General features: G+C 48.7%; 10 protein-coding genes. 6 read left to right on the top strand and 4 right to left on the bottom strand.

What is annotated here, in order from left to right; all coding sequences use genetic code 11:
* The first annotated feature begins 121 nt into the window (after positions 1–121).
* The 3 genes from ACYVGO_RS07920 (at position 122) to ACYVGO_RS07910 (ending at position 4,869) form a co-directional block, all read left to right on the top strand.
* Complete coding sequence (locus ACYVGO_RS07920; RefSeq protein WP_460968804.1) at positions 122–2,008, top strand: family 16 glycoside hydrolase; 1,887 nt, start codon at positions 122–124, stop codon at positions 2,006–2,008.
* Positions 2,009–2,099: 91 nt separating this feature from the next.
* On the top strand, positions 2,100–4,118 hold the full coding sequence (locus ACYVGO_RS07915; RefSeq protein ID WP_142775798.1) for a c-type cytochrome: 2,019 nt from the start codon (positions 2,100–2,102) through the stop codon (positions 4,116–4,118).
* Positions 4,119–4,278: 160 nt separating this feature from the next.
* Positions 4,279–4,869, top strand: coding sequence for a hypothetical protein (locus ACYVGO_RS07910; RefSeq protein WP_460968803.1), 591 nt, complete (start codon positions 4,279–4,281; stop codon positions 4,867–4,869).
* Between the two features lie 139 nt (positions 4,870–5,008).
* Here the strand turns inward: ACYVGO_RS07910 and ACYVGO_RS07905 are convergent, their stop codons facing one another.
* Complete coding sequence (locus ACYVGO_RS07905) at positions 5,009–6,058, bottom strand: hypothetical protein (protein ID WP_460968802.1); 1,050 nt, start codon at positions 6,056–6,058, stop codon at positions 5,009–5,011.
* Between the two features lie 190 nt (positions 6,059–6,248).
* Between ACYVGO_RS07905 and ACYVGO_RS07900 the strand changes: the two genes are divergently transcribed.
* The gene (locus ACYVGO_RS07900) at positions 6,249–7,316 is read left to right on the top strand and encodes a PLP-dependent cysteine synthase family protein (RefSeq protein ID WP_460968801.1); all 1,068 of its coding nucleotides are present in this window, start codon (positions 6,249–6,251) and stop codon (positions 7,314–7,316) included.
* A gap of 91 nt (positions 7,317–7,407) precedes the next feature.
* Here the strand turns inward: ACYVGO_RS07900 and ACYVGO_RS07895 are convergent, their stop codons facing one another.
* From ACYVGO_RS07895 to ACYVGO_RS07885, 3 genes are all read right to left on the bottom strand, one after another.
* The gene (locus tag ACYVGO_RS07895) at positions 7,408–8,274 is read right to left on the bottom strand and encodes a glycerophosphodiester phosphodiesterase (RefSeq protein WP_460968800.1); all 867 of its coding nucleotides are present in this window, start codon (positions 8,272–8,274) and stop codon (positions 7,408–7,410) included.
* A 20-nt stretch (positions 8,275–8,294) separates the two neighbouring features.
* The gene (locus ACYVGO_RS07890) at positions 8,295–11,498 is read right to left on the bottom strand and encodes a TonB-dependent receptor (RefSeq protein WP_460968799.1); all 3,204 of its coding nucleotides are present in this window, start codon (positions 11,496–11,498) and stop codon (positions 8,295–8,297) included.
* Positions 11,499–11,750: 252 nt separating this feature from the next.
* Positions 11,751–12,149: a T9SS type A sorting domain-containing protein gene (locus tag ACYVGO_RS07885; protein ID WP_460968798.1), complete on the bottom strand. Its 399-nt coding sequence runs from the start codon at positions 12,147–12,149 to the stop codon at positions 11,751–11,753.
* 271 nt (positions 12,150–12,420) lie between these two features.
* On the opposite strand from ACYVGO_RS07885, the gene ACYVGO_RS07880 reads away from it, so the two are divergent.
* Both ACYVGO_RS07880 and ACYVGO_RS07875 read left to right on the top strand, forming a co-directional pair.
* Positions 12,421–14,025, top strand: a complete 1,605-nt coding sequence (locus ACYVGO_RS07880) for a DUF1800 domain-containing protein (RefSeq protein ID WP_460968797.1) — start codon at positions 12,421–12,423, stop codon at positions 14,023–14,025.
* A gap of 86 nt (positions 14,026–14,111) precedes the next feature.
* Positions 14,112–14,828, top strand: a 717-nt coding sequence (locus tag ACYVGO_RS07875) for a DUF1501 domain-containing protein (protein ID WP_460968796.1), incomplete at its 3' end; no start/stop codon positions are given.

Raw genomic sequence — 14,828 nt, 5'->3', positions numbered from 1 at the left:
GAAATTTACGCGGGTTAATGCATTCTCGGGTAAAACGCCCAAATATAAGTCTAACTGTCAATCAGCAGTCTTTTATAGGGAAAAAATGTAACTTTCGCCCTTCAAACTCATGATAGCTTATATGGTAAATCTACCTATGTCAGCTCGCTTTAGCGGGCTGCTCGGCGTAAGCTTGGCAATTGGTATCGGACTGGCAATAGCCCAACCCGCTCCCATGCCTGGTGTTACGCTCCCTCTCAACGATTTAAGTGCCTTCTCAAACCCAACGCCCAACTGGCGTATTGTTGGCAGCGTCCGGGCTGATCTCAACAAAGAGAACACGCTGCTTACCGACAAAGGCACCGGTGTGCTGGCCAACATTCCCCTGGCCCATCCCACGGCCGATCCTAAAAATCCCTATAAATACGATCTCTTTACAACGTTACAGCATGGGGATGTCGACCTGGAATTAGATTACATGATGGCCTCGAAGTCAAATTCAGGGGTATATCTGCAAGGGCGTTATGAAATCCAGTTACGCGACAGTTGGGAAATACGCACGCCCAATGTACATGACAATGGGGGCGTTTACGAGCGCTGGGACGAAAAACGGCCCGAAGGCCATAAAGGCTACGAAGGGCATGCGGCACGCCAGAACGCTAGTCGTGCACCCGGCTTATGGCAGCACATGAAAATCTCGTTTCAGGCTCCACGGTTTAACGCAAACGGCCAAAAGACCGAAAATGGCCGTGTGATTCGGGTTGAGTTGAACGGCGTCATTATTCAGGAAGATGTGGAACTGACAGGCCCGACCCGTGGCTCTGCCTTTGCCGATGAAAAAGCCCTTGGCCCACTCCGTATTCAGGGCGATCATGGCGCGGTAGCGATCCGAAACATCCGCTACGTCACCTACGACAAACCCCGGCCCGAATTAATGAACTTGAAATATGCCGTGTATAAAGGCAAGTTTCAGAAGGAGCCTGAATACGACAAAACGGCTCCTGAATCAGAAGGTACTTCTACGGTGTTGTCAGCATCGGTTAGTCGTATTCCGAATGAGTTTCTGATTCGCTATACCGGCACGCTACGCGTTTCGGAACCCGGCGAATACCGCTTCAACCTCGGCGTTCCAGGCGGTGGGGGTATGATGAAAATCAATAACCAATCGGTCATTGCTCCCGGCGAATGGAACGCCAGTGGTAAAGCAACCTTGCCTAAAGGTGATCTGCCGTTTGAGCTGCTCTACGCCAAATTTGTTGATTGGGCGCAACCCGCACTAGGCCTTACAGTAGCAGGTCCTGGTATCCGCGAGTACGTCATTAGTGACGGTCCTGGTGGTACTGGCGAAGAAGTGGACCCAATTATGGTGGATGCACCAACGAACACAATCCTCCGCAGCTTTATGGATATGCCGGGCGAAAAAAACACCCAAGGGAGAACATTACGTGTAACCCATGCCATTTCGGTGGGCAGCCCTGAGCAAATTCATTATACCTACGATCTCGATAAGGGGGCTTTAGTGCAAGTCTGGCGTGGCGCATTTCTGGACGCTACACCCATGTGGCACGAGAGGGGCGATGGTTCGTCGCGCCCAATGGGGATGGTGCAGCGCCTGGGTGCTCCTGTCTTGTTTCTGAGTAAACTCGCTTCCCCACAAGCCAACTGGATTGCCGATACAACCGGCTCTTCATACCACCCGAAAGGCTACGTACTAGACGATAGCGATCGCCCAACCTTCCGTTACCAGAGTTATGGGGCATCAATCGAAGATAAAATTCGGGTATTGGGCGAGGGCAAAGGTATTCAGCGCGAAGTGACCGTAACCAATCCAGCCAGCGATCTTTACGCTCGTCTGATCAGCGGCACAAGCATCACGGCAATGGAAAATGGCATGTATCTGGTCGATGGCCAGGAATACATTCGGATCGACGACGTAGCTGGCGCGAAACCCACCATTCGGGACGCCAACGGACGGCAGGAGTTAATTGTGCCAGTAAAGGGGAAGTTGACCTATTCGATACTATTTTAAATGGATAATGGCCAATGTATAATGAATAATGTCCACTGACATAAAACACATTATCCATTGCTCATTATCCATTATTCATTGATACATCATTATGAAAAAGATACTCACAACCCTCTTTACGATAGCCACCCTCACGGCGGTTATGGCGCAGGAATCGCCGAAGGAGGAAGATTTTTTCAAGATTCTGAAAGTAACCGCGCCCGAAGGCACCCTGCTCGAAGTCGGCGGTATGACCGTATTGCCGAACGGAGATCTGGGCGTAGCAACGCGTCGTGGCGATGTCTGGATTGTGGAGAACCCCACGAGCCGTAAGCCTTTCTTCCGCAAGTTCGCGTCGGGTTTGCACGAGATTCTAGGCTTGACTTATAAAGATGGGGCTCTTTACTGCGCGCAGCGTGGCGAGTTGACCAAAATGATCGACTCCAATCAGGATGGTAAGGCCGATGTGTTCGAGACGGTGTATGCCTGGCCACTGTCGGGGCATTACCATGAGTATAGCTTCGGACCCAAGATCGCTCCCGATGGCAATTTCTTCGTAACGGGCAACGTAGCCTTTGGTGATGAAGAATGGTGGCGGGGTGAGAGCCGGGTTCCCTGGCGCGGTTGGACTATGAAAATCAGCGAAAATGGCACCATGCAGCCCTGGGCTACCGGTATGCGTTCTCCTTGTGGCTTGGGCATCTTCGATGGTGAACTCTTCTACGCCGATAATCAGGGCGACTGGATGGGCTCGGGTGGTGTTGTGCATGTAAAGAAAGGCGCTTTTGTGGGTCACCCCGCCGGATTGCGCTGGTCGGGTATGGCCAACTCACCCGTTAAACTGACAACGGAACAGTTTACGGCTAAAGTTGATGAACGGCGTCGCCGGGATGAAAATGGTCGTGCCATTAAACCCGAAAACGTAGTCAACGAAACGCCGAACCTGCTTTACGCCATGAAAGAGCAGTTCCCGAATGCAGAGATTCAGACGCCTGCCGTTTGGTTGCCCCACGGTATTCTGGGTATTTCGAACTCCGAAATTCTGGAAATTCCGCAGGGAGCTTTCGGGCCATTTTCAGGCCAGTTGCTGGTTGGCGATCAGGGTATGAGTAAAATCTCGCGTGTGTTTATGGAAAAAGTGAATGGTGAATACCAGGGCGGGGCCATCGAATTCCGAAATGGGTTCCGATCGGGTGTGTTGCGGATGGCCTTCGCGAAAGATGGTTCACTGTTTGTTGGCGAAACCAACCGGGGCTGGGGTTCGGCCGGTGATGCGAATGAAGGACTGCAACGGCTGGCCTGGAACGGTGCCATCCCTTTTGAAATGCGCACGGTGAAAGCCATGCCCGACGGTTTCGAAGTCGAATTTACAAGCCCGGTTGACCGCAAGTCGGCAGAGGATTTGGCGTCGTACCGAGTGGAGAGCTTTTTGTACAAATACCATGCGGTTTACGGTAGCCCAACCATCAACAAAGAAGCGCTACCCCTCAAAGGGGTGAAGGTTTCGGCGGATGGCCTGAAAGCCCGGTTGATCGTTGGCGACCTACGCAAATACTACATCCACCAACTAACGCTGGATGGCGTTCGGGGTGCCACAGGATCATACTCACTCGTTCACCCGATTGCCTACTACACGCTCAATAACATTCCCGATGGCGAAAAATTAGCCATGAGTGAGGTAAGCACGAAGAATTCAGCAGCGGCTCCGGCACCAGCCTCGACAACGTCAGCAACTACAGAAACAAGCAAGAAAGCACCAGCCAAAGCAGGTGGTAAGCCTGTTACAGGTGGTAAGCCGAAACTGGTAGAAGGTCAGGCCGTAACGATGGCAAAAGCCCCGACCTATGAAGAAGTAAAAGGCTTGCTTAATCGCAACACGTGTTCGGCCTGCCATCAAGCCAACAAACGACAGGTGGGACCCGCTTTCTCGGAAGTAGCCAAGCGTAAGTATACTAACGACCAGATTGTGGACTTGATCTACAGCCCCAAGCCACACAATTGGCCCGACTATGCTACCGAAATGCCTCCTATGCCACAGGTTCCTAGAGCCGATGCGCTGAAGATTGCCGCCTGGATCAATTCGCTGGCACCAGCTAGTGGAAGTACGTCGAAAGGCGAGCCGAAGCCATAATTTCTGGCAGCTACATAGCAAACTTCTAAAACACAAATAAGGGCGCAAAGGCCCTTATTTGTGTTTTGCACTAAGTCCAAGATTATTTTTTCAAAAATCAATCCAATTTTAATCGTTCTTTAATACATTTGAAAAACGTTATACATGTTCTTTTCAAACTATGAAACTTGTTTCTATTCTACCACTCTTATTCCTGTTAGGCACTTCTTCAGTATACGCTCAGAACGCTCCTACTCGTGAAATTGGCCTACGAATCAGCAGCTTCGACAATATAGGTCTCATTTACAAAAAGCAACTCAGCGAAAATACGTACCGGCGTTATCGACTGGCTTTTGGCAATCTAAGTGCAAATTTCATCGGTAGCAATTCACTGATCGGGTTCTCAGCAGGAGGTGCTATTGGTAAAGAAAAGCGCAGACCCATCAATGATAAACTTCAGTTTGTGTATGGCACTGAGTTAATCGCCAGCATAGGGCTAAATTCGTCCAGCACCGGAAATTTGACCATTAGTGATGGAAATGGCGGTACAACTACCTACACAGGCAGCAATCTTTTAATTGTTACGCCTTCTGTTGGCGTAGGCTTCGTATTGGGTGCACAGTACAATTTTAATCCGAAATGGTACCTCAGTGCAGAATTGATTCCGTCCATCACCGCCAGTGGCTCCTTTGGCAATGGTTCAAGCCTGTACAGTTTTCAGGCGGGGTTCAACTCTTCGAGCGCCGGAATTACGGGAGCCTATCGATTTTAATGGTTTCACGTATCTATCGTTTTCGACGTTGTTATTCTGATTGGGCCCGGTGGCAAAATTGTCGCTAAAAACAGTCGGGGTGAAGAGTTGGGCAAGAAATTGGGGTAACTCCTGGTGGCCAAGCCCTGATTTTTGCTGGTTATTTCGGTACACCTACGCTGTATAAATCAAAGCCACCTTTCCCTCCCGGCCGATTGGAGGAGAAAACCATCAGCTGATTGCTGAATCCCTCAACAGGACATAAAATTGGTCGATACTCGTCGGAAGAAGTGTTGATAGCTTTACCAAAATTAACCGGTGCTGACCAGTGATCACTATCCCATTTACTGTAATACAAATCGTATCCACCATATCCGCCCGGTCGGTTTGAGGTGAATACTAACGTATTCCCACTAATAAATGGGCATTTATCATCAGCCTCCGTTGATAACTCGGGTACACGCTCGATGGGCACATTCGTTAAAGCCGGTAACCTGGTGTGTAGTTCTAGGGGCGATATAGCTGGGAGTGTGGCCCTATAAATATCAAATGAGCCTTCCCTGTTCGATGTGAAGTAGATGGACCTATACATCTGGTCAAAGCTTGGATAGGCATCATCGGCTGATGAATTTAAAAACGGAACCAATACGGGCTCCACAAATTGCTTATTACTCACCGGGCTTGATAAACCAGCTACAGATTTCGCGGAGTCCTGATAATTATGCGACAGGTAGATATCCAGCTTACCACCCCGGTCTGACGCGAAGAACATTAAATATTCGCCATAGTGCGAGTGATAGGCCGAGGCAGGCAATAAATCGTGATCGTACGATCGTATATAGGGTCCAAGTTCATTAGCAGATGAATTAACTACCCCCGCAGCCCAGGTTAAGGGGTTTTGCTCTGCCACAACATCCCAGCCTCCATATGGATGATTGTCAAGCGTAAATTTCCCGGTTTTAAGATCAAACCACGTATTAAGTGATTCGTGAATCAGATTAAAATCAGATCGGCCACCCCGCTTTGAGGAAAAAATGAATGCGATTACGTTTCCTACGACATGGCTGGTGGAATTATAATCGTCATACGGGGAGTTGATATCACCAAGATTAGCGGGTGTCTCCGGAAAGAGCCCTGCGCTATAACTCCGGTCAAATAGATCACAGCCAACCAAGACCAATAGGCAGGCAAGGGCGAGTAGACGTTTCATCGTTGAGAATCAGTTTCAGTGCATAGATACAAACTGATAGCAAATCGTTGTAAAACAAACCAGTCGACAGTGAATAAAATGGTTTTAGTATGTCAGAAACGAAAACCGATCTTTACTTTTACCCGATCATGACAACTAAAGTCCTCTACAGTTTTTCTCTGTAACAGCGCCTTTCTTCCTATTAATCGACATGACTTCATCTACCGATGCCGGCATCAAACCGGCCATTCAGGAAAAATTTGAACACCTCTGGCATTTGGTGGGCAACACGCCCATGCTGGAACTCTTCTATACCGACCGGGGACAGCCGCGTTCGCTCTATGTCAAATGCGAACACTACAACCTGACAGGCAGCATGAAAGACCGGATGGCGCTTCATGTGCTCCATCAGGCGTATCGGGAGGGCCATATCAAACCCGGCGACCGCATCGTAGAAGCCACCAGCGGTAGTTCGGGCATTGCGTTTTCGGCAGTAGGTCGGGCGTTGGGGCACCCCGTTACGATCATTATGCCCGCCGGTATCAGCCAGGAACGGATTGATATTATTCGAAGCCTGGGAGCCGATATTGTTCTGTTTACGAAAGAAGAAGGCGGTTTTATGGGTGCCATTCGCCGGTCGGAGGAATTAGCCGCCAGCGACCCGAATGTGTTTTTACCCCGCCAGTTTGCCAACAAATACAACGCCGAAGCCCACCGCCTGACAACCGGCAAAGAAATCTGGCTGCAATTGCAAGGTGTTGATATTACTCCCGATGCTTTTGTGGCCGGTGTTGGTACCGGCGGTACTGTGATGGGCGTAGGACGTTACCTAAAATCACGCAAACCCGACATTCGGATTCACCCACTCGAACCTGCCGAATCGCCAACGTTATCGGTAGGCTATAAAACCGGAACGCACCGGATTCAGGGCTTTTTCGATGAATTCATCCCGGATATTCTGAAGCTGGATGAGCTGGACAAAGTAGTGCAGGCCAACGATGGCGATTCGATTTTGGTTGCGCAAAAACTGGCGATTCAATTGGGCGTAGCCGTCGGAATTTCATCGGGTGCGAACCTGATTGGCGCGATCAATCTTCAGCGCGAAATGGGCCCCGATGCCCGCGTCGTGACCATTCTGTGCGATAGCAACAAAAAATACCTCAGCACCGATCTAGTTAAGGAAGAACCAATAAAACCTGGCTACGTGGCCCCCGATATTGAGTTTACCGACTACCGACCCATCAGCCGATTGCTGGTAGGAAGGCCGGGAGTATTTTAACTACGTTTGTTCTTCCGACGATTGAATGACTCTCAAGCATTCTATTATCAGAAGAACAAACGAAACACCATAACCCTGAGCGAATTCTGTTTTACAGAAACAAATTAGGGTAATCTGAAATGATACCGTCGACACCTAACTGGATGAGGCTGTCTATGTCAACTTTGCTGTTTACTGTCCAGGGAATAATTACCATACCTTGCTGATGGCAGGCTTTTACAACCTCTGCGGTTACCGTTTTGTAGTATGGACTGTACGCATGCGGAGTGAAACCCAATGTAGCTAAATTATCAGCCAGTGATTTGGAGTTGGCCGTCAGGTAAGACAGAGGAATTTCAGGCGATTGCTTGTGGATCAACTGCAACGGACGAACATCGAACGATTGGATAGTCAGTTGCTTACCCAAGTTCTTAGCTTTGCAAACCGTCAGTACCAGCTCGACAAATTCCTTTGGTTCCGGATGATACACCCCATCCGTAGTCGGCATTGACTTAATCTCGATATTGAATAGCGGCAAGGGTATCCCTTTCGCTTTGGCGTAGGTATTCACCGAGTCGATCAGGTTGGCAAGCAGCGGTTTGTAGGCCGGGAATTTCTGCTGCTGCCCGAACTGAGGATGCGGTTTACTACCTACATCGAACTTCTTTATCTCGGCGTACGTCAGCTGATACAAATTAAGCTGCTTCTGCTCCTCAGCCGTAACCGGCTTGCCGTCTGGTTTCAGCGCGATGTCTGCCGACATATACGTATCATGCGATACAACCACCTGTTTGTCTTTCGAGATCACGACATCCAACTCCAGTGTTTGAACACCCAGGTCGAGCGCTTTTTTCATTGCCGGAATGGTATTTTCTGGCATGAGCCCCCGGCAACCCCGGTGCCCCTGACGATCCAATTTGGGTTGAGCCATCAGCACCTGCGAACACAACAGCAACCCCAATACGCTTATATTTTTCATGGTCTGATCGGGGTGGATTCTTAAAAACTATAACGGGCACCCAGTTGAAGTTGATACGGATCACCCGATGGCGTTACCACACCTGCCGTATTTACCCGGTATACAAACTGTTGATTCGTCTTATCAAATCCGGCAATAGCCGGGGTAGTTGATGTGGCTGGAATACCCAATGCATATAACGCCTGGGTACCCAACGACTTATTGGCACCCCAGGTCTTATTCAGCAGGTTGGCAAAGTTGAACACATCTGCCGATAGCTCAAGGGTGTGCGTTTTATACAATCGAAAACGTTTGCTGGCCCGGATATCGAATATGCCATAAAAGCCGTTGATGCCTCCATTCCGCTCCGCAATTTTACCCGAGTAAGCATTGATATAATTCTTGATACTCTGACTCGCGTCGGGATTATCCAGAATGGCCTGTAACCCTGTTTTTACATTAGCAGGAACTGCTTCACTATTTCTGTCGAAAATAAAGGCCAGGTCATTCGTTCCGGCAACGAAATCGGCATTGCTGTTGGCACCCGATAATAACGTATACCGCGTTCCGCCAATTCCCGAATACCGAATGCCCACCGTAATACCCAGGAAGCTGGGTAAGGTACCGTAGAAGACAACCTTATGACGGAACTGATTATCAGAGTACGACATTTTAGTAAGGTCCCGTGGGTCGTCTTTAACAGGTAAAGACAGCGTAGCCGTATTGGCTACGTTTCCGTTGAACGATGTATTGTCTTTCGTATCATTCCAGGTATAGCTTACCGAAAACTCAGCATCTTTATAGTACTGGTAGGTAGCGTCGGCAACGAGGGCAAACTGATTAACTTTCCCCTGGCTGTTCAGCTCCAATACCCGGCCTAGTTTCTGACTAATACGCCCCTGCAGCCAGTCACCTGCACCGTTTGTTGGCATTGTGCTTAGTGGCACATACACCCCCCGATTGTCTTCATTGGCCAATCGAAAAAATGGATCGGTCACCATGTTCCGATCGACATACATGTAGTTATGACGAGCCAGACTAGCGTATCCAGCAATACCCACTTTTAACTTATCGGTCAGGTAACGGCTATACGAGAGGTTGGCTTTGTACAGAACAGGTGTGCGGGCATCGGCCCCGGTCATGTTAATGGTAGGGAGTTGAAAAGCATCCAGTGATGGAATGCTGTTGTAGTTAGCCCGATAGGCTGCGAAATCAGGCGTTGGGATATTTGGTGCCCGGACATCTACCGTAGCCAGGTGTTTCCCATCGAACGTAAGGTTATTGATAACCACATAGTTGTTGATATCGGAAGCAAATACCCCCGCCCCGAAACGAACAAAATCCGTATGATTTTCATTGACATCCCAGGTTAACTGCAAGCGCGGTTGCACAACAAAGGATTTAAGTTTATTGTCGGTGCGAAGTTTAAGCTCATCAAATACCAGTTGATTCAAAGGAGACGATGGATAGTGAGCGTAGTCGAAACGTAAGCCAGCCGTCATCTCCAGGCCCAGCGCCAGTTTCGTGCTCATTTGACCGTAAAGTCCAGCATTCAGGGTTTTACCAACAACACTGGGGTCGGCTACCAGCGGCACCTCCCGGTAATAGCGGTAGGGCTGTAGTTTCTCAAACTTATCCAGGGCCGTCAGCCCGGCAGCGGCATCGACGGTATAGTGGAATCGACCGTTTACTTCACTACCGTACAACGAGTGAGCCCGCGTATACATCAGGTCAAGGCCAAATGTGTACTGGATTTTGTCCGTATTATAATACAGATTATCAACCAGTTGCAGCACATTATTATCAAAACCCTCCTGCGCAAACCGGTGGCCTCCCATCTGGATGTTTGTAGACCGGGTGGCACCAGCAATCGTTGATGTAACCCCTTCCACAATAGCTCTGGGAATATTAGCCGCTGGTAATTGATCGCCAGGGCTACTTTTCTGGTAGGTGTACAGGTGTTGAAGTTTCAGTTCGTTCGTAACCTTTGGCGTCAACGAGGTACGCAGCGTAGCCAATAGACTGTTATCCCAGTTAAAATCATTTCCCGTCGATTCGTAGATGTTGATGGTCGTATTATCAACCAGCCCAAGCTTGTTCAAATCCCGGGTGTAGTTATTTCGAATCGTCAGCAGGTTATTCCGATTGATCTGCCAGTCGATCCGGGCAAAAGCGGCATCAGAACTCCGGGGCTTATCAAATGAACCATACTGGGGTGTACTGGCAGTTCCGTATTTAGTCCGGGCAATGTCCACAAATCTGTCGAGGGTAGCTCTGGTTACATTGAACCGGGTCTCATCAGCGGCAGACTGCACGTCTGCAATAATCAGCGGGCGCGAGTCCTGCTGGTGATCCCAAACGAGAAAATAATGTAGTTTATCCTTGATAAGAGGACCACCCAGCGAAAAACCAAACTGATTGGTTGAAAAGTTGATTTTGCGATCGTTCCCCCGGATATCATACGGGCTTGACAGCCAATTGGCGCGCGTATAATTGAATATACTGCCACTCAATTTGTTAGTACCTGCTTTTGTAACTGCGCTCACGGTACCCCCGCCACTACGTCCGTAAATAACATCGTACTGGTTGGTAACCACTTTAAATTCCCGAACGGCTTCGATAGAAATCGAGTAAGGCGCACCGCTTCGGCTCGTGGTTGCCCCCGCAGAAGTCGGGTTTTTGGCATTCATACCATCAATGGTGTAGTTGGTTGATGACCCAAGCTGCCCTGAAATGTTACCTCCTCTACTTAATGGGGACAAGTCCATTAAGGACGTAAAATTTCGTCCGTTGACCGGAAGAGAAGCAATTGACTTAGCCGAAATGGCAGTGGCGGCTCCCAGATTTTCAACTTTGTTTTTGAGACCAGAGGCCACTACCTGGACAACCTCAAGAGTCTGGCCATTCTCCTCCATGTTGAGGTTTACCCGGATAGCATCGCCCTGATTCAGAGCATAGCCTGTTCGTTCCTGATTGCCAAATCCAACAAATGTAGCGAGTACTGTATAAGGCCCGCCCAATGGTAATTCCTTAAATGAGTATTCGCCCTTTGCATTCGTTACCGTTCCAGTTGTAAATCCGGTCGATTCGTTTCGAACCTGAACGGTAGCCCCCGGCAAGGGTGATTTTTGCTTTTCTGAAATAACCCCGGAAATGGAAGCCTGGGTAGTTTGTGCTGCTATTTTACTGATGAAGTAGAACGAAAAGAGAAACAGCCAAATGGCAAAAAGTAGGTATTTTTTCATGCGGCAGATAAGTAAAATTTCCGACCACAAAGAGAGTACCCCTACGTTTCTTTAATGTTATTTTAATATTACTAAATCATCATTTTTACAGCATTTAGATAACCGAATACTACATAAAGATAATTAGCGTATAAACGTCAATTTGTTAGTGAATGACTACACCGAATCGGTCTAGTCACCACCTATGTTTACACAAAAAAGCCGACCCTGCTTCGTCAGGGTCGGCTTTTTTGTGTAAACATGTGGCCTTTATTACTTCATCGCGATAACACGACTAGGCGCTTGTGGTTGTTGGGTAGAGATTGTTACGCTATGCATCGTTTTTTCAATACCGCTTGTAATCTCTACCTGATAAACGCCATCGGGCAAATCACTCAGATTCAGTCGGGTGCGGTATTTGCTTTCGTTTTTACCCAGGTGTTTGCTGTATAAAACTTCACCGGCTGTATTCGTAAAGCGAATGTCTACAGCACTACCGGCTTGCTTATCCAGTGCAATGCTAAGTTTACCACTATTCGTTGTGTAGATGGCCGATTGGTAGGAACCTTCAGACGATGGACGACCACCTGGATTAGTTTCAGCGAACGATGCGGCCGATGTAACAAAACCCAGTGTAAGAGCGAATGCGAGTGATTTGATAAGCGTTTTCATGATGTTTATGTTTTATGTTGTTGTTTACCGTTTAGCAGGATTGTTCCCGATTAATGAATCAAAGGTATAGGCTATAGATGGTACTATGCATTACAAACTACTGGAACGGTTAGCCGACTTGATGAGTGGCAGGAAACTAAGGATGGTTGAGCGAACGGGATGGTTGGTTGAGCGTACGTTTTCGTTAAACTTCTGTTAAAAGCGAGCCGGTTCGCTCCATTTCGAGTTAAACAGGTAGCTGAGGTATTGTTAACTACCATGAATCAACGGTATGGAAAACACAGACACCCAGGTTCAACTTGAGCCGTTTCGGGCTAAATGGACGGCTGACGACGTAAAACATCTGCTCCGACGGACAATGTTCGGAGCGAAACCCGACGACGTTTCGCATATACAGACGCTCTCGCTCCGCAAGGCTCTCAACGAATTGCTGGCCGATGAGCCCGCCCCTACCCCACCTATCAATAACTACAACGATGATAAATTCACCGATGATGAAATCATGCCCGGCGAAACCTGGACAACATCCATTAACTATGATGGCATGAATAACGGTCGGCGGAAAAACTCGTTCAAAGCGTGGTGGCTGGGACTGATGCTGAATCAAACCCCTACTCTCCGCGAAAAGATGGTAGTATTCTGGCACAATCATTTCGTTACGGAGACTAACATGGTTGACAATGCTCTGATGTGCTACCGGAATAACGCATTGATCCGTACGCACGCGCTGGGCAATTTCAAAGACCTGGTAAAGGCCATGACGAAAGACCCCGCCATGCTGAAATACCTGAACGGTACATCCAACAACAAAAAAGCACCCGACGAAAATTACGGTCGCGAATTGCAGGAGTTGTTTACCGTGGGGAAAGGACCCGGCTCGCACTATACCGAAGCGGATGTAAAAGCAGCCGCCAAAGTCTTGACCGGCTTTCGGAATGATACCACTACGTTTGTTAGTCTGTTTGATCCCGGTCGGCATGATAGTAGTGATAAAGTGTTTTCGGACTTTTATCAGAACACAACAATCAAGGGCCGACGAGGTCCAGAAGGTGAACAGGAACTGGACGATCTGCTCACCCTGATTTTTGCGCAGGACGAAGTAGCACGCTTTATCTGCCGAAAACTCTACCGGTATTTCGTCTATCATCAGATCGACACCGATACCGAAGCAACTGTTATTACACCTCTGGCGGCCGTTTTTCGAAAAAACAACTACGAGATCAAACCGGTGCTGCGTGACTTGTTAGGGAGCCAGCATTTTTTTGCCGCAACCAATCGGGGAGCCCTCATTAAAAGTCCGCTCGATTATACCGTGGGGCTTTGCCGGGAATATGGGATCACATTCCCCGACGCCACAAACTATACCGATCAGTATGGGTTGTGGTTAGCCATCCAGAACCAAACCGCCAGCATGCAACAGAATATCGGAGATCCACCGAATGTAGCCGGTTGGCCCGCTTATTATCAGGAACCCATGTTCGATAAACTCTGGGTAAACTCCGATACGCTCCCCAAACGCAATGTATTTTCGGACAACATGACCAACGGCAACATTGGCCGTAATGGAAAAAAGTTAATGATCGATGTAATTGCCTTCACGCAATCCCTGCCTAATCCTGCCGATCCGGTGGCACTTATTGATGATGCCGTCCGGCGACTCTATGCTATTGAGTTGCCGGATAAAGACAAGCAATATATCAAAACCAGCATTTTGCTATCAGGCTTACAGGGCGGCATGTCGGATCACTACTGGACGCAGGCCTGGCAAAACCTGACTGTCACGCCCGATGATGCAGCTAATAAAACCAACGTAACAAAGAAGTTAAAAAGCCTGTACAAATACCTGATGAATTTGCCTCAGTATCAACTAACATAAGGAGTAGCGGGAGGAAGGGGATGAAAGGGAGAATGAACAAACCCTTTTCGTCCCCTTCCTCCCGCTACTCCCTTTCCTCCTTTTTTATGCAACGCCGAAACTTCCTAAAACATACGGCCATGGCTGGGGTCATGTTACCCCAGTTCCTGAATGGCTATTCGGTTCGGGCTATGGCCCAGTCATCGTTAATGCCCGCTATTGGGCATGATATACCGACGGATCGGGTACTGGTGCTTATTCAGTTGGTAGGTGGTAATGATGGACTAAACACGGTTATTCCTGTCGACCAGTATGGCGCTTATCAGGCTGCCCGGCCCAATATTGCATTGCCGCAGACCAAAATCTTAAAACTGAATGGATTTGATGCAACGGCTCTGCACCCTGCCCTGTCCGACATTCAGCAGTTGTTCAATGACGGGAAAGCCGGTATTGTTCAGTCAGTTAGCTACCCCAAGCCAAATTTCTCCCATTTCCGGGCCACCGATATCTGGATGACCGGCTCCGACTCCGATAAAATCCTGAATACCGGCTGGGCCGGACGCTACCTGAACGACTCGTTTCCGGGCTTTCCAGAGAAATACCCCACCGAAACCATGCCCGACCCACTAGCCATTCAGATTGGCTCCGTCATTGCATCGGCCTTTCAGGGGCCAGCGTTTCCAATGGGGCTAGCCATTAGCAATCCCGCTAATTTTTACGACCTCGTTGAAGACAAAACGGAAACGACGCCAAACACGCGATGGGGAGATCAGTTGGCTTATCTGGAAAAAGTCTCCCAGAAAACGGACCAATATGCGGGTGTG

The sequence above is a fragment of the Spirosoma migulaei genome, assembly GCF_054776855.1.
The sequence above is the reverse complement of the archived record's forward strand: the minus strand, read 5'-3'. Positions and strand labels throughout refer to the sequence as shown.

Coding starts and splice junctions, on each gene's coding strand:
- ACYVGO_RS07920 (WP_460968804.1), top strand. CDS start 122: ATGGTAAATCTACCTATGTCAGCTCGCTTTAGCGGGCTGCTCGGCGTA.
- ACYVGO_RS07915 (WP_142775798.1), top strand. CDS start 2,100: ATGAAAAAGATACTCACAACCCTCTTTACGATAGCCACCCTCACGGCG.
- ACYVGO_RS07910 (WP_460968803.1), top strand. CDS start 4,279: ATGAAACTTGTTTCTATTCTACCACTCTTATTCCTGTTAGGCACTTCT.
- ACYVGO_RS07905 (WP_460968802.1), bottom strand. CDS start 6,058: ATGAAACGTCTACTCGCCCTTGCCTGCCTATTGGTCTTGGTTGGCTGT.
- ACYVGO_RS07900 (WP_460968801.1), top strand. CDS start 6,249: ATGACTTCATCTACCGATGCCGGCATCAAACCGGCCATTCAGGAAAAA.
- ACYVGO_RS07895 (WP_460968800.1), bottom strand. CDS start 8,274: ATGAAAAATATAAGCGTATTGGGGTTGCTGTTGTGTTCGCAGGTGCTG.
- ACYVGO_RS07890 (WP_460968799.1), bottom strand. CDS start 11,498: ATGAAAAAATACCTACTTTTTGCCATTTGGCTGTTTCTCTTTTCGTTC.
- ACYVGO_RS07885 (WP_460968798.1), bottom strand. CDS start 12,149: ATGAAAACGCTTATCAAATCACTCGCATTCGCTCTTACACTGGGTTTT.
- ACYVGO_RS07880 (WP_460968797.1), top strand. CDS start 12,421: ATGGAAAACACAGACACCCAGGTTCAACTTGAGCCGTTTCGGGCTAAA.